General features: G+C 63.6%; 16 protein-coding genes. 10 read left to right on the forward strand and 6 right to left on the reverse strand.

Annotation, left to right across the window (positions count from 1 at the left end):
- Positions 1-28 precede the first annotated feature (28 nt).
- From ACVJGD_RS11880 to ACVJGD_RS11895, 4 genes are all read right to left on the reverse strand, one after another.
- The gene (locus ACVJGD_RS11880) at positions 29-241 is read right to left on the reverse strand and encodes a DUF3126 family protein (protein ID WP_027583509.1); all 213 of its coding nucleotides are present in this window, start codon (positions 239-241) and stop codon (positions 29-31) included.
- A 131-nt stretch (positions 242-372) separates the two neighbouring features.
- A complete protein-coding gene (gene cysE / locus ACVJGD_RS11885) occupies positions 373-1,200 on the reverse strand; it encodes a serine O-acetyltransferase (RefSeq protein WP_456634518.1) in 828 nt (275 codons plus the stop codon).
- 235 nt (positions 1,201-1,435) lie between these two features.
- Positions 1,436-2,188, reverse strand: a complete 753-nt coding sequence (locus ACVJGD_RS11890) for an alpha/beta fold hydrolase (protein WP_456634519.1) — start codon at positions 2,186-2,188, stop codon at positions 1,436-1,438.
- Between the two features lie 59 nt (positions 2,189-2,247).
- On the reverse strand, positions 2,248-3,396 hold the full coding sequence (locus ACVJGD_RS11895; RefSeq protein WP_456634520.1) for a hypothetical protein: 1,149 nt from the start codon (positions 3,394-3,396) through the stop codon (positions 2,248-2,250).
- Positions 3,397-3,630: 234 nt separating this feature from the next.
- Here ACVJGD_RS11895 and ACVJGD_RS11900 point away from each other — a divergent pair, with 234 nt between their 5' ends.
- On the forward strand, positions 3,631-3,876 hold the full coding sequence (locus tag ACVJGD_RS11900; RefSeq protein ID WP_029081532.1) for a zinc-finger domain-containing protein: 246 nt from the start codon (positions 3,631-3,633) through the stop codon (positions 3,874-3,876).
- Between the two features lie 7 nt (positions 3,877-3,883).
- Positions 3,884-5,098, forward strand: coding sequence for an FAD-dependent monooxygenase (locus ACVJGD_RS11905; RefSeq protein WP_456634521.1), 1,215 nt, complete (start codon positions 3,884-3,886; stop codon positions 5,096-5,098).
- Here the strand turns inward: ACVJGD_RS11905 and ACVJGD_RS11910 are convergent.
- The gene (locus ACVJGD_RS11910) at positions 5,087-5,509 is read right to left on the reverse strand and encodes a twin-arginine translocation pathway signal (protein WP_456634522.1); all 423 of its coding nucleotides are present in this window, start codon (positions 5,507-5,509) and stop codon (positions 5,087-5,089) included. The two genes, ACVJGD_RS11905 and ACVJGD_RS11910, sit on opposite strands and share 12 nt — an antisense overlap.
- An 842-nt stretch (positions 5,510-6,351) precedes the next feature.
- Here ACVJGD_RS11910 and ACVJGD_RS11915 point away from each other — a divergent pair.
- From ACVJGD_RS11915 to ACVJGD_RS11925, 3 genes are all read left to right on the forward strand, one after another.
- Entirely contained in the window at positions 6,352-6,921 is a 570-nt protein-coding gene (locus tag ACVJGD_RS11915; RefSeq protein WP_456634523.1) for a hypothetical protein, read from the forward strand.
- Positions 6,922-7,159: 238 nt separating this feature from the next.
- A complete protein-coding gene (locus tag ACVJGD_RS11920; protein ID WP_456634524.1) occupies positions 7,160-7,423 on the forward strand; it encodes a DUF3551 domain-containing protein in 264 nt (87 codons plus the stop codon).
- 329 nt (positions 7,424-7,752) lie between these two features.
- Complete coding sequence (locus ACVJGD_RS11925) at positions 7,753-7,926, forward strand: hypothetical protein (protein ID WP_456634525.1); 174 nt, start codon at positions 7,753-7,755, stop codon at positions 7,924-7,926.
- A 326-nt stretch (positions 7,927-8,252) separates the two neighbouring features.
- Here the strand turns inward: ACVJGD_RS11925 and ACVJGD_RS11930 are convergent, their stop codons facing one another.
- A complete protein-coding gene (locus ACVJGD_RS11930) occupies positions 8,253-9,857 on the reverse strand; it encodes an ABC transporter substrate-binding protein (protein WP_456634526.1) in 1,605 nt (534 codons plus the stop codon).
- A 267-nt stretch (positions 9,858-10,124) separates the two neighbouring features.
- Between ACVJGD_RS11930 and ACVJGD_RS11935 the strand changes: the two genes are divergently transcribed.
- The 5 genes from ACVJGD_RS11935 (at position 10,125) to ACVJGD_RS11955 (ending at position 16,799) form a co-directional block, all read left to right on the forward strand.
- Positions 10,125-11,255, forward strand: a complete 1,131-nt coding sequence (locus ACVJGD_RS11935; RefSeq protein WP_456634527.1) for a M20/M25/M40 family metallo-hydrolase — start codon at positions 10,125-10,127, stop codon at positions 11,253-11,255.
- Between the two features lie 215 nt (positions 11,256-11,470).
- Positions 11,471-12,412, forward strand: a complete 942-nt coding sequence (locus ACVJGD_RS11940) for an ABC transporter permease (RefSeq protein WP_028166285.1) — start codon at positions 11,471-11,473, stop codon at positions 12,410-12,412.
- Entirely contained in the window at positions 12,412-13,299 is an 888-nt protein-coding gene (locus tag ACVJGD_RS11945; protein ID WP_456634528.1) for an ABC transporter permease, read from the forward strand. The genes ACVJGD_RS11940 and ACVJGD_RS11945 overlap by 1 nt, the downstream gene beginning before the upstream one ends.
- 115 nt (positions 13,300-13,414) lie before the next feature.
- Positions 13,415-15,055 (forward strand): ABC transporter ATP-binding protein, encoded by a 1,641-nt coding sequence (locus ACVJGD_RS11950; RefSeq protein WP_456634529.1) that lies wholly within the window; start codon positions 13,415-13,417, stop codon positions 15,053-15,055.
- Between the two features lie 220 nt (positions 15,056-15,275).
- Positions 15,276-16,799 (forward strand): M81 family metallopeptidase, encoded by a 1,524-nt coding sequence (locus tag ACVJGD_RS11955; RefSeq protein WP_456634530.1) that lies wholly within the window; start codon positions 15,276-15,278, stop codon positions 16,797-16,799.
- Positions 16,800-16,806 lie beyond the last annotated feature (7 nt).

Consider the following 16,806-nt stretch of genomic DNA (forward strand, 5'->3'; position numbering starts at 1 on the left):
TTTGCCCACCCTACAGATCTGCGCAAGGCTACTCAGCCAGATCCTCTTCGAGGATCGCCATCTGGAATTGGAACGAGCGGTCGTCGTCCTCATCGTCGACGAAGAGGACGCCGACGAACTCCTCGCCGATATAGACTTCGGCCGAGTCGTCTTTCTTGGGCCGCGGCACGACGCGGATCTTCGGATTACCGAAGACGCGTTTGAGATATGCGTCAAGCTTTCTGACTTCCTGAACGTCCACGGGCGATCTCCAATCGGGTCGATGATTTTGGGACGGAGTTTTAGGACGGGACGGCGGCAATCGCCAGAGCCTTTTCGGCTCTGGCACAATCTAATATTTGCAGTCGAAACGATCGCGAAATGCGAGTGAAATCAAAGCCCGATCGCGTTGAGCATCTGATCCATGGTGCGCGACGGCTCGGCGCAGCCGGCTTCGCCCACGATCTTTGCCGGCACGCCGGCGACCGTGACGTTGTGCGGCACCGGCTTGACCACGACCGAGCCGGCTGCGATGCGCGCGCAATGACCGACCTCGATATTGCCGAGGATCTTGGCGCCGGCGCCGATCATCACGCCATGGCGAATCTTCGGATGGCGATCCTCGTTCTCCTTGCCGGTGCCGCCGAGGGTGACGCCATGCAGGATCGAGACGTCGTCGTCGATGACGGCGGTCTCACCGCAGACAAAGCCGGTGGCGTGGTCGAGGAAGATGCCGCGGCCGATCTTGGCGGCCGGATTGATGTCGGTCTGGAAGACTTCCGAGGAGCGGCTCTGCAGGTAATACGCAAAATCCTTGCGGCCCTTCAGAAGGAGCCAGTGCGCAAGCCGATGCGTCTGCAGCGCGTGGAAGCCCTTGAAGTAGAGCAACGGATCGATGAAGCGCGAGGTCGCGGGATCGCGGTCGTAGACGGCGACGAGATCGGCGCGGAAGGCGTTACCGATGTCGGGCTCGTCGCGCAACGCCTCGTCATAGGTCTGGCGGATCAGATCGCCTGACAGCGCCGAGTGGTCGAGCCGCTCGGCCAGCCGATGCACGATCGAATCTTCGAGGCGCTCGTGATGCAGCACCGCGGAATAGATGAAGGTGGCAAGCTCCGGCTCGCGGCGAACAATCTCCTCGGCCTCGCTCCTGATCCGTTCCCAGATCGGATCAAGCGCGGCGAGCTTGCCGCCTTGCGGATTGACCTGATGCACTGCCATGGCCGGCCTCGCAAATCCTGATCTTTGCCGAGCATGATCTTGTTTAGGATCATGCCCCAGTTTCGGTGTGCGCTATAGCACGGTTAAACGACGCTTGTCCCTGATAGCTTCGGCGAAGGATAAGCCTCGCTTAACCCCTATGCAGAGACGTCACATCCAATTGGTCGGGATTTGGCGGAAATCAAGCAGGCTTAAGTCCGATTTCCGTAGAAGAACATTCTCCTAGCGTAGAAGATCATTCTCTTTGCGATAGAAAGTCGATCACGCCGGTCTTGTAGACCTTGTCGCCGACCGCCCGCATGTGATCGCGGTTCGGGATCGCAAGCACTTGCGACCGCGGGATGATGCGCCCGAGCGCCTCCGCCGAACCCGCGATCTCGTCATTGCTGCCGACCGCGATCAGGATGGGCACGTCGATATCGGCCGCCTCCTGCCGCGTCATCAGCCCTCGCGAGCCGCGCAGGCAGGCGGCGAGCGCGCGACGGTCGGAGCGGGTCTGATCGGCAAAGGCACGGAAAGTGCGGCCGACCGGATCGGTGACATCCTCCAGCGCCGGCGCCTCCAGCGCGACCGCAACATTCTCCCCGGGACCGCCGCCTTCGATCAGTCCGATGCCGATGCCGCCGAGTATAGCCGAGCGCAGCCGCTGCGGCTCGTTGTGTGCCAGCACGGCCGTCATCCGCGAGCCCAGCGAGTAGCCCATGATATCCGCGCGCGGGATGCCGAGATGATCCATCAGCGCGATGATGTCGCTTGCCATGGTGGCGATGTCATATTGCGCGGGATCGTAGAGCTTGGCGGACTCGCCGTGGCCGCGATTGTCGAGCGCGATCACACGGCGGCCGTCCTTGCGCAGTTCCGAGACCCAGCCGGGATAGACCCAGTTCACGTTCTTGCTCGAGGCAAAGCCGTGCACGAGGATAATCGGATCGCCCTCGCCTTCGTCGAGATAGGCAATTTCGACAGCGCCGTGGTTAAAGCTCGGCATCGCGTCTTCCGTTGTTTGAGGGATTTCTTGGATTGGCGACCGGCAAACGATCGCAGAGCTTAGCCGCAGGCGGTGGTGCCCGCTACCGCAACCTCAGACTGCGCTTGCGCCATCGCGAGTTGTTTCCGCAGGCGACGCGCCTTGCTCCGCCGCAGCCATGCCAGCGTCAGGCGCTCGGTGGTCGCCTTGATCGAGGACAGGAAACCGAACAGCATCAGCAGGGCGCCGAACAGCCACATCGTGAGGTTGAAGGTGCCGGCGGCGAGCAGCAGCGCGCCGCGGCCGAACAATTTCAGGATCGCACGGGTCTGGCTGCCCTTCGCTTCCGCCAGCCGCGCCGCGCGCGCGATATCCTTCGGCCCGTCCGCGATCTTGAGCGTCTCCAGCGCGCCGCGGGTACCGGCCTTCTCGCCGATGCGCCCGACATCCTTGGCAAGGCGGACCAGCGCGCCGGCTTTTTCCGCGCGGAACGCCGCCTTGATCGCGGTCATCGTCTGGCTCGGACGAAGCACGGAAGCGGAGGCGACGGCCTCCTGCAGCATCGGCGCATCCACGACTTGGCGCGCCGAGCGGCCGGCCCAGGCGGAGAGCCCCTCGCTGATGCGGCCGACCTTGCGCGCATCCTTCACCAGCGACAGCCCGGCGCGCACCGGCGCGACACCGCCGACAGAGACATAGGTCGCAGCCGTCACCGCAAGGCCGGCCGCGGCAAGGCCAAGAATGAGGTGGTCGGTCTCTTCGCCCATCGCGAGATGCTTGCCTTCGCGCACGACATCCCTGATATCGCCGAAGACAAAGAGATCGCCGGCGACCGTGCCGGACAGGCTGGCGAGATCGTCCGCGGTGCCGGTGACCAGACCGGCGGCAAAGCGCTTGGCGACATGCGAGGTCGAGCTCGCTTCCGCAACCGCATCGTTCACGCGCGTGGTCAGGCCATCGTCGATCGCGACATTCTTCTCACGCGCGAGTTCGAGAAAGCTGCTTGCGAGATCGGCGTCATCAGCGGCCAGCGCCTGTTCGATATTCTGCTCGATCAGCAGTTGGTTATTCCGCAAGGCAGAACTGATCTGGAGATCGGCCAATTGCGCAGGCTCGTCCTGCGCGGCCAGCAGGGCATAGGCGTCGCGGGCATGCGGCCATAGCGCGGCGCCGACGGCGATGCTCATCAGCATCCCCGCCACCCCTATACTGACCCGCACTCGCTTCATTCGATAAAACCCAGGGTTTTGCTCAAGTTGGAAATAGTGTGCCCTTTTTAAGACACAACAGCCCCGACGAAAGAAGGGCTTCTCTGGGACGACAAGATTGTGTCGAATTTGCATGAGCAAATGGATGGACGGGGCCCTAGGAATCAACTCCACCCGCCAGTATGGTGCCGGGCATTTCGCAATGCCGCATCGCGTTGATTGCGTCCGTCCGTCATTGCCATCCAAGGTGAAGATATGTCCGACCACGTCGTCCCGCACTTCCATAACGATGCCGGAGTCTCGGTGATCGAGATCGGCTCGCAGGAGTTCATGTGCGTGGGCGCAAACCCGCCGTTCGACCACCCGCATGTGTTCCTCGATCTCGGCAACGACAGCGAGATCATCTGCCCCTACTGCTCGACGCTCTATCGCTTCGCACCCGATCTCGCGGCAGGCGAAGCGCGTCCGCCGGAATGCGTGCTGAAGGATAAAGTCGCCTGATCAATCCGTGGTCGCTACGCGCACCGTCGTCGTTGCGGGTGCCGGGATCGGAGGACTGACTGCCTCGCTGGCGCTCGCGGCGAAAGGCTTTCGTGTCGTCGTCCTGGAAAAGGCCGAGCGGCTGGAGGAAGTCGGCGCGGGGCTGCAGCTTTCGCCCAACGCCAGCAGCATCCTGGTCGGTCTCGGCCTCGAGCCGCGGCTTGCTCCGCGCGCTGTGACGCCGGAAGCGATCAGCATCATAAGCGTGCGCGCCGGCGGCGAGATCGCCCGCCTGCCGCTCGGCGAGGCCGCGACCGCGCGCGCCGGCTCACCCTATTGGGTGGTGCATCGCGCCGATTTGCAAGGAGCGCTGCAAGCCGAGGTTGAGGACCATCCCGACATTGAGCTCCGCCTGGGCTGGCAGTTCGAGGATGTCGCCGACCACGCCAGGGGACTGACGGTGGCGGCGCGCCGCGGCGACGCGCAGCACCATGAACCGGCGGCGGCGCTGATTGGTGCCGACGGCATCTGGTCGTCCGTGCGCGGCCGCCTGTTCCCGGAACTGCAGCCGCGGTTTTCCGGCCTGATCGCCTGGCGCGGCACGCTGGACGCGAAGGCGCTGCCGCGCGAATACACCTCGCCGCGGGTGCAACTCTGGATGGGACCGAACGCGCATCTGGTGGCCTATCCGATCGCCGCGGCGCGGCGGATCAATGTGGTCGCGATCGTGCCGGGAACCTGGAACCAGCCGGGCTGGAGCGAGGCCGGCAATGCGAGCGAGATCAAGAACGCGTTCTCCGCGGATTGGCCCGGCTCTGCGCGAATACTGATCGACGCGGTCGAGGAATGGCGGCGCTGGGCGCTGTTCACGATGCCCGAGGTCAGCGAATGGAGCGCAGGTGCGGTCGCGCTGCTCGGCGACGCCGTGCATGGGATGCTGCCGTTCGCGGCGCAAGGCGCCGGCATGGCGATCGAGGATGCCGCCGTGCTTGCCGATTGCCTCAGCGGCTGCACCGGCGAAGACATCTCCGGCCTTCCCGATGCGCTGAAGCGCTACACCAGGCTGCGTCGCGGGCGCGTCGATCGGGTGCGGCGCATCGCGCAGCGACAGGGCCGCATCTATCACCTCACGGGACCGATGGCGCTCACGCGCGACCTCCTCATCCGGGCGATGGGGCCGCAGCGGATGCTGGCGCGGCAGGACTGGATCTATGACTGGCGGGCGGGCGGCTCACCGCGCTGACGAACGTGCGCCTCGGGCGGGCGCAGGTGGCACTGGCGGCACGATGGGCGCCGGCGCGGCCACGATGGTCTCATGGCATTTGTTGCGCCGCCAGTTTTCGTCGGCGAGCTTCTGCTGGGCGCGTATCGCGACGTAATCGTTGCGGTAGGCCACCTCCGCCACCACGGCGCCGCCGACGCCGGTCTCCGCCTTCGACATCAGCCCCTGCAATTCCGCCGCGCGTGTCGCCAGCACCGCACGCTCGGTCTCGAGCTGCTTGCAGTCGTAAAGGTCGTATTTGGCAGGATCGACAAAGGCCGGGCTGAGCGTCTCGCCCATCTGGGCGCAGCCGCAAAGCAAGCCGCCAAGCGCAAGCAGCGCGGCAGTCACGGCCGCGCGCGGCGGCAGGTGGCGGAAGGTGCTGATGGACATGGCGCCTTGGTAGAAGGTGAGTGTTGAGATTGGCTAAAGCAGCCGCAGATGTCGGGATTGAGGCTGGCCGGATTGGCGTGACTAAATATCTGATTTATCTGCAATAGACTCAAGGGCCGGCGGAACCGTCTTGGATGTTGCGGCGACCCGGGTTAAGAGACCCCTGTCAAGAGAGCCTTGGCATGCGGGCGTGGCGAAACTGGTAGACGCAACGGACTTAAGCCAAGTTGAGTGCCCCCGGGGAAACCCGGGATGCAGAACTGCTCAAATTCGGGGAAGCCTTCGCTGGTAATCCCGAGCCAAGCCCGGCGACGGGAAGGTGTAGAGACTAGACGGGCAGCACCTAAAGCGGCGACGCCAGGGTGAAGGGATAGTCCAGACCACAAACGCTACGATCGTAGCGGCGGCGAAAGCCGTAGCTGGTACGAAAATCCGTAGGGCCGCAAGGCCTGTACCGGTTCGATTCCGGTCGCCCGCACCAGCCTTCGCTCGCGAAGCGAGTGAAGGCTGCCGCGCCGAAGCCCAACGGGCGAAGGCGGGCTCTCCGCGAGCTGCGGCTCGGCAAGCCCTCACGTACGGCAAAGCCCATCAGCGGCGAAAGCCTGGACCACAGCGAAGCGAAGACGATTGCAGCCCGTTCAGGCGCGGCTTCACAGACGACGACTGCTGCACCAGCATAAGTCCTCGCTAACTTCTTTCGACTGGTCGATCGCACTGACCCATGAATCAAAGAGACTCATTGAAAAGCTGTCCACAGACTGTTCCCCGAGCAAGCTCACGTCTGCTTGCGAAAGCCGCCCGGTTCAGTTGTATTTGGCGCTTTCTACTTGGGGTTGGGCAAAATGATACGACTGGTACTGATTACTTTGGGCTTTCTGTTCGGCGCAACGGCGGCACAAGCGCAGGTGCAGCCTCAAACGGTATACCGATATGACGCGCAAACCATCGACGCCTCGATAAAGTGTGAGTTGGGCCAGGTCGCCAGGCTGCTTGGCTCACCCAAACCCGGCTGGCCCAAAATGCAAGCCGTAGTTAATGTCTCGGGCACCGAAACCACCACGAAGAAAATCGGGGGCGGCGTCGGCCTCTTCGCAGAGGCCGGAGCGTCTTACGAGGTCACACAAGGAAGGACTCGCGGCGCAAAAGGCACACGCAATATTCACGTCGACAACAGCGTGAATTGCCGGAAGTCCTTTGTCGTCGATGTAGGTGTTCTCTCCTGCTTCAGGGAGCAGAAGGACCTCTATCTCGCGGGGCAAACCATCAGTTGCTCGGATTCGACGACCGCCTCATCGGCCGCCAACGCCGGCGGAAAGTTTGACATCTGGGTGATCAATGTAAGTGTCACGGGAGACCTGACCAAGAAGCGCGAATGGAAGGTCGATCTCTCGGCTCCACCGGAGGAGAAGTAAGGCTCTCCTCCGGAGCCTTGCCGAAGATCGTGTCGGCTCTTGCCGAGGTCGGCCGTAAGCCCATCTCGGCTGCGCTGTCTTTTTGAGCCGTCAATCCGACTGAACCTCCTTGCGCGCTGCTGCACTTGCGGCGCGCGCCGTCGCGGTCGGCTCCCATCTGGAGCGTCGGTTCCGATTCAATCAGAACCGAATATGCTCTAGACTGAAACGACGGGTCCATCGTGGTGAGGATGTTTTGATGCGCAGTTTGGCTTTGGTTATCCTGGCGCTCGCAGCGGTCCTGAAGACAGCGCCTGCGCAGGCGCAAACCTACGATCCCGCTTACCCAGTTTGCCTCCAGGTCTACCAGGGCATGGTGGATTACTACTTCGAATGTCGCTACACCTCGATACCCCAGTGTCAGGCATCGGCCTCGGGCCGGGCGGCTCAGTGCGTGGTCAATCCTTACTACGCCAAGCCCGTTCCGCGCAAAAAGCGCCGCACGAGCAAATCGTACAGATGAACGTGTGCAGTCGCCTCAGCCAGATTTTTTTGAGCGCGCCTTGAGACCATGATGCGTCCGCATCGCTGCACACACACACACGCTCGCACGAGATTGTCCGCAACGATTCGACGTTAAGCGCAAGCTCGGCACGCTTTGATTGCCCACGAGAGCGCAGGATCGTTCGAGTTGCTACGTGGCGACAGTTTGCTCACGCGCTCGCGCCCATCACGATCCTGTCAGGTGTGGCAAAGTTCACATCGACGCTTGCCGTCCAAACCTAGTCTCCGCACGCCGACCGCATTCTTGCGGCTGTCAAATCTCAACGCGTATTGATTGGAGATGTGACGATGGCAGGTTCGGAGCAGGATCGGCTTGCGGACAAGAGAGCCTGGATCGGCCGCGTATCAACCATCATTGGCGCTCTGATCTTATCTCGGCTGTTTCTCGTCGCGTTGTACGCCGCCTCGACGTCGCCCGGCACTGCAATCGACGATTTCGCGACGATGACTGTATTTCCGTAGGCTGTTGGATCAGGAGTATTACCCGTGCGAACGGCCTGGAACGTTCTCTTGCCGAAAATGTTGTCGTGCAGCATTGGAGTGCGACGACATGGCGAAAGACGATCCTCGGGAACAACGGGCGGCGGAACAGCGTCCGGAACCGCGAGAGCAGACCCGCGAGAAGCACACGCCGGCTTCGCTGCCGGAACCCGCTCCCCCGCTCTCGAATGAAGGGCTGGAGCGCGTGCGCGAGAGTCACTGCTGAGCGAAGACGAGCCTGCGCTCACCGAAATGAAAATGGCCGGGGCTGAGCCCGGCCATTCTGCTTTCCGTTCGATTGAGGCGCCCTACTCGGTCTTGTCGATGTTCCAGAAGATCGGGGTCGCCGGGCCGTCGAGCACGCCGGTGAGCGATTTGCGCCAGCCGGCCGGGACGAGATACTGGCCAAGCGGGATGTACATCACCTGGTCATAGGCCTCCTTCTGGATCTCGGCGGCGATCTTCTTCTGCTCATCCAGCGAGGACGAGCGCGCGAACTTGTCGCGCAGTTCCTCGATCTTGGCATCCTCGGCCCAGCCGAACCAGCCGCCTTTCTTGCCGAGGCCGGTAATGGAGGCGTTGACGATTGGGTTGGAGACGTCGGCCGCAACCCAGTTGGTGAAGAACATGTTCCAGCCGCCCTCCTTCGGAGGCTTCTGGCTGGCGCGGCGGGTCACCACCGTCTGCCAATCGGTGGCCTGCAGATCGACCTTGAAGCCGGCATCGCGCAGCAATTGTGCGGCGACGATCGGCTGCGCCTTCAACGTGGTGACGTCGCCGGGCGCCATGATCACGACGGGCGTGCCGTCATAGCCGGACTCGGCGAGTGCCTTCTTGGCTTCGGCCATGCCGTTGCCCTTCACCAGGGTCTCGGCACCGACATCGGTCTCAAGCGGCGTGCCGCAAACGAAGAAGGCGCCGCAGATTTTCTGATACTTGGCATTGCCGACCAACGCATCGAGCACGTCCTTCTGGTTCAGCGCCAGGAAAGCGGCGCGACGCACTTTCACGTTATCGAAGGGTGGATAGAGGAAGTTCATGCGTCCCAGCGTCTGAAAGCCGAACTTGTTCAAGACCTCGATCTTGAGATCCTTGTTGGGCTCCAGCACGGGAAGCATGTCGAACGGCAGGTTCTCCATGAAGTCGATGTCGCCGGACTGCAGCGCATTCACCGCGGTCTGCGCGTCGGGCATGGTGATCCATTCGACGCGATCGACCTTCACCACCTTGCCGCCGGAGGTCCAGCTCGGCGCCTCCTTGCGCGGCACGTAGTCCTTGTTCTTCTCATAGACCGCCTTCACGCCCGGCTGGAATTCGGCCTGCACGAACTTGAACGGACCGGAGCCGATCTGCTCGGGAATCGCCTTGTCCGGCGGCGTCTCGGCGAGACGCTTCGGCATCATGAACGGCACGCGCGAGGACGGCTTGCCGATCGCATCCAGCACCAGGCCGTAGGGCTCCTTCAGCTTCAGCGTGATGGTCTTGGCGTCGGTCGCGGTGAGGCTGGCGGTGAAGTCCATCAGCTTCTGGCCCATGCCGTCGACCTTGCCCCAGCGCTGCAGCGAGGCGACGCAATCTTCCGCCGTCACCGGCGTGCCGTCATGCCACTTCAAGCCGTCGCGCAGCGTGAAGGTGTAGGTGAGCTTGTCGTCGGAGACCTTCCAGTCCGCCATCTGCGGCTGGATCTTGAAGTTGGAGTCGGTCGCGAGCAGCGTGTCATAGACCATGTAGCCGTGATCGCGGGTGATGTAGGCCGTGGTCATGATCGGGTCGATCACGCGCAAATCCGAATGCATCACCGCGGTGATGGTCTTGCCGGCCGCGAGCGCCTGCGCGCTCAGCGCCACCGAGAGCGCAACGATTGATAACGCTGATGCCAGCGCTCTGCGCTTCCAACTGGATGTTTGGAACATTCGTGTCTCTCCTGACGTGAAACTGGTCAAAGCCGGCTTATTCGTTATGCATTCGGTCCGTTATTTAGGCGGACTAACATGCTGCAAGGGCTGGAAATTTGAGACTTGCACCAAGCGTGTGTGGCGTCAATCCGGATTTAGTCGAGATCGGATGTACACAAACGAATGGTGCGGGCCTTCGCATTTGACGCTACAAATCCACTCGCGATTTCGGTATTCGCCGCGTGACGGCATTACGCGCCTGCAGCAACGAAGAGAGAGTCCTCCATGAACCCAGCCAATCTTCCCTTTGATTCCGAAGTCATGCTGCAGGGCCTGCGTAGCTGGGTGGAGTGCGAGAGTCCGACCTGGGACGCGGCTGCCGTCGAGCGCATGCTCGACCTTGCGGCGCGCGAGATGGCGATCATGGGTGCGACGATCGAGCGCATCGCCGGCCGCCAAGGCTTTGCCGGGTGCGTGCGCGCGCGCTTTCCGCATCCGAAGTTCGGCGAGCCCGGCATTCTGATCGCGGGCCATCTCGACACCGTGCATCCGGTCGGCACCATCGAGAAGCTGAAGTGGCGGCGCGAAGGCAACAAATGCTTCGGCCCCGGCATCTTCGACATGAAGGGCGGCAATTATCTGAGCTTGGAAGCAATCCGGCAATTGATCCGTGCGTCGTTCACGACGCCATTGCCGATCACCGTGCTGTTCACGCCGGACGAGGAAGTCGGCACGCCCTCGACGCGCGACATCATCGAGGCGGAAGCCGCGCGCAATAAATATGTGCTGGTGCCGGAGCCGGGCACCGCCGACAACGGCGTCGTCACCGGCCGCTATGCGATCGCGCGCTTCAACCTGGAAGCAACGGGACGGCCGAGCCACGCCGGCGCGACGCTTTCCTCGGGCCGCTCGGCGATCCGCGAGATGGCGCGACAGATCCTTGCGATCGACGGCATGACGACGGAAGACTGCACCTTCTCGGTCGGCATCGTCCATGGCGGCCAATGGGTCAATTGCGTCGCCACCACCTGCACCGGCGAGGCGCTCAGCATGGCCAAGCGCCAGGCCGATCTCGACCGCGGCGTCGAGCGGATGCTGGCGCTGTCGGGCACATCGAACGATGTCACCTTCACGGTGACGCGCGGCGTCACCCGCCCGGTCTGGGAGCCGGATGCCGGCACCATGGCACTCTACGAAAAGGCCCGCGCGCTTGCGGAAGGGATGGGCTTGAGGCTACCCCATGGCAGCAAGGGCGGCGGCTCCGACGGCAATTTTACCGGCGCGATGGGCGTGCCGACGCTCGACGGCCTTGGGGTGCGTGGCGCCGATGCGCACACGCTGAACGAACATATCGAGGTCGACAGCCTCGCCGAGCGCGGCCGGCTGATGGCGGGGCTATTGGCGAGCTTGCAGTGATCGCCCGGACGCTGCAGTCTGCTCGTCATGGCCGGGCTTGACCCGGCCATCCACGTGCGCCTGCGGCGCGAAAGGCGCGGATGCCGGGACGAGCCCGGGCATGACGGCGGTGAGTGGCCTGATGGCACGGGAATTGCTGAAATGCTACGCTGGTGACGGAACTCAGCTTAACGGCCGACGTCACTCTTAACTGACCCTAATCTGACGGATCGACATTGCTCGGATATCTGCTTCGCCGAATCCTTGCCGCTATTCCCGTGATGGGCGTGGTGGCGCTGTTCGTGTTCCTCTTGCTGCGGCTGACGCCGGGCGATCCCGCGGCGATCCTCGCCGGCGACAATGCGACGCCGGAGCAACTCGAACGGATCAGGACCTCGCTCGGACTCAACGAGCCGCTCCACATCCAGTTCTTCACCTGGATCGGAAAACTCCTGCATGGCGATCTCGGCGTGTCGCTGATCTCGAACGTGCCGGTCCTGAAGATGATCAGCCAGCGCATCGAGCCCTCGATCTCGATCGCGCTCTCCACCATCGTGCTTTCGATCGTGGTGGCGGTGCCGCTCGGCGTGATCGCGGCCTGGAAGCACGGCACCTGGATCGATCGCTTCGTGATGGGACTGTCCGTGCTCGGCTTCTCCGTGCCGGTGTTCGTGATCGGCTATGTGCTGATCCAGATCTTCGCGATCGACCTGCGCTGGGTGCCGGTGCAGGGGTTCCGCAGCATCACTGCAGGTTTCGGCCCGTTCTTCGAGCGCATCATCCTGCCGACCTGCGCCCTGTCCTTCATCTATGTCGCGCTGATCGCGCGCATGACGCGTGCCTCGATGCTCGACGTGATGGGTGAGGACTACATCCGCACGGCGCGCGCGAAGGGCATCGGCGAGATGGGCGTGCTACTGCGGCACGGGCTGCGCAATGCCGCGGTGCCCGTCATCACCGTGATCGGCAGCGGCTTTGCGCTGCTGATCTCCGGCGTCGTCGTCACCGAGAGCGTGTTCAATCTGCCCGGCATCGGCCGCCTCACCGTCGATGCGGTGCTGGCGCGCGACTACCCGGTGATCCAGGCCATGATCCTGTTGACGTCGGGCATCTATGTCGCCGTCAACCTCCTGATCGACCTCGCCTACACCCTGCTTGATCCGAGGATCCGCTACTGATGGCGATCGAAACCCTCCCCGAGTCGTCGCTCCCGATCACGACGCCGCTGCGGCCACGTTTCGGATTCCTGACCTCGACGCCGATCATGACCGTCGCGACGGTCTGCCTGTCGCTGATCATCCTGATGGCGATCTTCGCGCCGCTGCTGGCGCCGCATGACCCGGTGCAGCTCGCGCCGGCCCTACGGCTCAAGCCGGCCAGCGCGGAATTCCCGCTCGGCACCGATGCCTATGGCCGCGACCTGTTGTCACGGATCATCTACGGCGGCCGGATCTCGCTGCTGGTCGGCCTCGGCGCCGCCGTGTTCTCGATCAGCATCGGGCTCCTGATCGGTCTCGTCTCCGGCTTCTTCAAATGGGTCGACGCTGTCTTGATGCGGATCATGGACGGCCTGATGGCGATCCCGAGCATCCTGCTCGCGATCGCCGTGGTCTCGCTGTCCGGCGCGAGCATCTGGACCGTGCTGGTGGCGATCACCATTCCAGAAGTGCCGCGGGTGGCGCGACTGGTGCGCTCGGTGGTGCTCACCGCACGCGAGGAACCCTATGTGGAGGCTGCGATCTCGCTCGGCTCCAGCCTGCCAAAAATCATGTGGCGGCATCTGATGCCGAACACGATCGCGCCGCTGATCGTGCAGGGCACCTATGTCTGCGCGTCCGCCGTGCTCACCGAAGCGATCCTGTCGTTCCTCGGCGCCGGCATCTCGCCGGAAACGCCGACCTGGGGCAACATCATGGCCGAGGGACGCGCCTATTTTCAGATCAAGCCGTCCCTGATCTTCTGGCCCGGCCTGCTGCTGTCGATCGCGATCCTCTCCGTGAACCTGATCGGCGACGCCGCGCGCGATGCGCTCGATCCGCGCATGAAGCAGCGGGGAGGCAAGTGAATTCAATCGTGAGCACTGTCATTGCGAGCGAAGCGAAGCAATCCATCGCGCCGCAAGCAGAAACAATGGATTGCTTCGTCGCTATCGCTCCTCGCAATGACGGCAGAGTAACCGCATGACCGACATCGTCCTTGACATCGATAATCTCGTCGTGGCCCTCGGCAGGAAGCCGGGCGCAAGCCGCATCATCGACGACATTTCGCTCCAGGTACGTGAGCGCGAGACGCTGTGCCTGGTCGGCGAAAGCGGCTCCGGCAAATCGGTGACGTCGCTGACCGTGATGGGCCTGTTGCAGAAGGGCTCGCTGATCCCGACCGGCGGCAGCGTCAAGCTGGTGGGCGAGGAATTGCTCACCGCGAGCGACCGCCGCTTGCGGCAATTGCGCGCCACGCGGATGGCGATGATCTTCCAGGAGCCGATGACGGCGCTCAATCCGGTGGTGCCGGTCGGCCGCCAGATCGACGAAGTCTTGCGCGTGCACACCAATCTCGACGCCCGCGCGCGGCGGCAGAAGATCCTGGCGATGATGGAGCACGTGCGGCTGCCCGACGTGGAACGCATCTTCGCCTCCTACCCGCACCGGCTCTCCGGTGGACAACGCCAGCGCATCATGATCGCGATGGCGCTGGTGCTGGAACCGAAGCTCTTGATCGCCGACGAGCCGACCACCGCGCTCGACGTCACCACGCAGAAGCAGATCCTCACGCTGATCCGCGACCTGCAGCGTGACCACGGCACCGCCGTGCTGTTCATCACCCATGACATGGGCGTGGTCGCCGAGATCGCCGACCGCGTCGCGGTGATGCGTCACGGCCGTCTGGTCGAGAGCGGTCCGCTGGACGACATCCTGCGCAGTCCGTCGATGGAATACACCCGCAACCTGCTCGCCTCGGTGCCCAGCCTGGTGCCGCGGCCGCCGCGCGAGGAGACCAAGGAGCCGGTGGTGCTGGAAGCCAACGAGCTCTGCAAAATCTATCGCGAGCGCTCGTTCTTCGGCAAAACCCGCGAGGTCGCGGCGGCCAAGGACGTCACGTTGACGCTGCGCAAGGGCCGCACGCTCGGCATCGTCGGCGAAAGCGGCTCGGGCAAATCGACGGTGGCGCGCTGCATCGTGCGCCTGATCGACCCGACCTCCGGCGGCGTGCGGCTGGTGGGCCGCGAAATCTCCGAACTGTCGCGGCGACTGTTGCAGCCGCACCGCAAGAAGATCCAGATCATCTTCCAGGACCCCTATCGCTCGCTCAACCCGCGCGTCACCGTCGGCGAGTCTATCGCGGAAGGCCCGATCAATTTCGGGATGCCGCACAAGGAGGCGCTCGCCAAAGCGCGCGAACTGCTCGAGCTGGTGCACCTGCCGGCGGACGCGATCTCGCGCTATCCGCATCAGTTCTCCGGCGGCCAGCGCCAGCGCATCGCGATAGCACGAGCGCTCGCGCTCGACCCTGAGGTGCTGGTCGCGGATGAAGCGGTGTCCGCGCTCGACGTCTCCGTGCAGGCGCAGGTGCTGGATCTCCTGGATGAAATCCAGAAGCGGCTCGGCATCGCGCTGCTGTTCATCACCCACGATTTGCGCGTTGCGGCGCAGATCTGCGACGATGTCGTTGTGATGCAGCATGGCCGCGTCGTCGAACAGGGGCCGGCGGCGGAAGTGCTCACTCACCCGAAAGAGGCCTATACCCGGGCGCTACTTGATGCCGCACCCGGCCGCGGCTGGGATTTTGCCAATTTCCGGGCAGTGGCTGAGGCCGCGGAGTAGGTTTCCCCCGGTCATTGCGAGCGAAGCGAAGCAATCCATGCCGCCGCTTGCTGAGACGTGGATTGCTTCGTCGCTGCGCTCCTCGCAATGACGGGATGATAGTCTGAGCCAATTCCCAACGCCCATGCGGCATGCAAATCCGGAATGCTTCACGGCTTGCGCTGGCCGCAGCGACACGCTTAACGTCGCGCCCCACGACCCCTGTCCGAGACCTTGATCAATGACCCGCATCGCCGTCGGCGGCTTCCTGCACGAGACAAATACCTTTGCGCCGACCAAGGCGACCTATGATGATTTCGTGCATGGCGGCGGCTGGCCCTCGATGGCGCATGGCGCCGACGTGCTGAAGGTGATGCGCAAGATCAATGTCGGGCTTGCCGGTTTCGTCGAGACGGCGGAAGCCAATGGCTGGGAACTGATCCCGACGATCTCCTGCGGCGCCAGCCCATCGGCGCATGTCACGGAAGATGCGTTCGAGCGCATCGTCAGGGAAATGGTCGACGGCATCGCCAATGCAGGTCCGCTCGACGCCGTCTATCTCGACCTGCACGGCGCGATGGTGACCGAGCATCTCGACGACGGCGAAGGCGAGATCCTCGCCCGCGTGCGCAAGGTGATCGGCAACGACCTGCCGCTGGTCGCGAGCCTCGATCTGCACGCCAATGTCACGCCCGACATGGTCGAACATGCCGACGCGCTGATCGCCTACCGCACCTACCCTCACGTCGACATGGCCGACACCGGTCGCGCCTCAGCAAGACATCTCGCGCTGCTGCTGAAGACCAGGCAGCGCTTCGCCAAGGCGTTCCGGCAATTGCCGTTCCTGATCCCGATCAGTTGGCAATGCACCAACGATCAGCCCACCAAAAGCATCTACGAGAAGCTCGCCGCGATGGAGAGCGATACGGTGCCGACGCTGTCCTTTGCGCCGGGCTTTCCCGCGGCCGATTTCGAACATTGCGGGCCGACCGTGTTCGCCTACGGCGGCACGCAGGCCGATGCCGATGCCGCCGCCGACGAGCTCGCCGCGCTGATCGCGGGCCACGAGGATGATTTCGACGGCCGCATCTATTCCCCCGATGACGGCGTGCGTTATGCGATGGAACTGGCGAAGAGCGCGACCAGGCCGATCATCATCGCCGACACCCAGGACAATCCCGGCGCCGGCGGCGACTCCGACACCACGGGCATGCTGCGGGCGCTGGTGCGCAACAATGCCACGCGCGCCGCAACCGGCGTGATCTACGATCCGCAATCGGCGAAAGCAGCACATGCCGCAGGCGTCGGCGCCACGGTGACGCTCGCGCTCGGCGGCAAGTCGGGCATCCCGGGCGATGCACCCTACAAGGAAACCTTCATCGTCGAGCAACTCTCGGATGGAAAGTTCGTGGCACCCGGCCCCTATTACGGCGGGCGCGACATGGACATGGGACCATCCGCGTGCCTGCGCATCGGCGACGTGCGCGTGGTTGTCAGCTCGCACAAGGCGCAGCTCGCGGACCAGGCGATGTACCGCTATGTCGGCATCGAGCCGACCAAACAGGCGATCCTCGTCAACAAGAGCTCGGTGCATTTTCGCGCCGACTTCGAACCGATCGCCGAGAAGCTGTTGATCTGCGCCGCCCCCGGCGCGATGCCGGCCGACAGCGCGTCGCTGCCGTGGACCAAACTGCGGGCGGGAATCCGCATCAAGCCGAACGGCCCCGCCTTCACGCCTGCCAACACATCACGTTCAACCGGATAAGGACCAA

It is taken from the genome of Bradyrhizobium sp. USDA 10063 (genome assembly GCF_054063735.1).

What these genes read in the sequence shown, in the direction of transcription:
- cysE (WP_456634518.1), bottom strand. Translation starts at nt 1,200, where the DNA reads ATGGCAGTGCATCAGGTCAATCCGCAAGGCGGCAAGCTCGCCGCGCTT.
- ACVJGD_RS11935 (WP_456634527.1), top strand. Translation starts at nt 10,125, where the DNA reads ATGAACCCAGCCAATCTTCCCTTTGATTCCGAAGTCATGCTGCAGGGC.
- ACVJGD_RS11890 (WP_456634519.1), bottom strand. Translation starts at nt 2,188, where the DNA reads ATGCCGAGCTTTAACCACGGCGCTGTCGAAATTGCCTATCTCGACGAA.
- ACVJGD_RS11910 (WP_456634522.1), bottom strand. Translation starts at nt 5,509, where the DNA reads ATGTCCATCAGCACCTTCCGCCACCTGCCGCCGCGCGCGGCCGTGACT.
- ACVJGD_RS11900 (WP_029081532.1), top strand. Translation starts at nt 3,631, where the DNA reads ATGTCCGACCACGTCGTCCCGCACTTCCATAACGATGCCGGAGTCTCG.
- ACVJGD_RS11945 (WP_456634528.1), top strand. Translation starts at nt 12,412, where the DNA reads ATGGCGATCGAAACCCTCCCCGAGTCGTCGCTCCCGATCACGACGCCG.
- ACVJGD_RS11950 (WP_456634529.1), top strand. Translation starts at nt 13,415, where the DNA reads ATGACCGACATCGTCCTTGACATCGATAATCTCGTCGTGGCCCTCGGC.
- ACVJGD_RS11955 (WP_456634530.1), top strand. Translation starts at nt 15,276, where the DNA reads ATGACCCGCATCGCCGTCGGCGGCTTCCTGCACGAGACAAATACCTTT.
- ACVJGD_RS11915 (WP_456634523.1), top strand. Translation starts at nt 6,352, where the DNA reads ATGATACGACTGGTACTGATTACTTTGGGCTTTCTGTTCGGCGCAACG.
- ACVJGD_RS11930 (WP_456634526.1), bottom strand. Translation starts at nt 9,857, where the DNA reads ATGTTCCAAACATCCAGTTGGAAGCGCAGAGCGCTGGCATCAGCGTTA.
- ACVJGD_RS11895 (WP_456634520.1), bottom strand. Translation starts at nt 3,396, where the DNA reads ATGAAGCGAGTGCGGGTCAGTATAGGGGTGGCGGGGATGCTGATGAGC.
- ACVJGD_RS11925 (WP_456634525.1), top strand. Translation starts at nt 7,753, where the DNA reads ATGGCAGGTTCGGAGCAGGATCGGCTTGCGGACAAGAGAGCCTGGATC.
- ACVJGD_RS11920 (WP_456634524.1), top strand. Translation starts at nt 7,160, where the DNA reads ATGCGCAGTTTGGCTTTGGTTATCCTGGCGCTCGCAGCGGTCCTGAAG.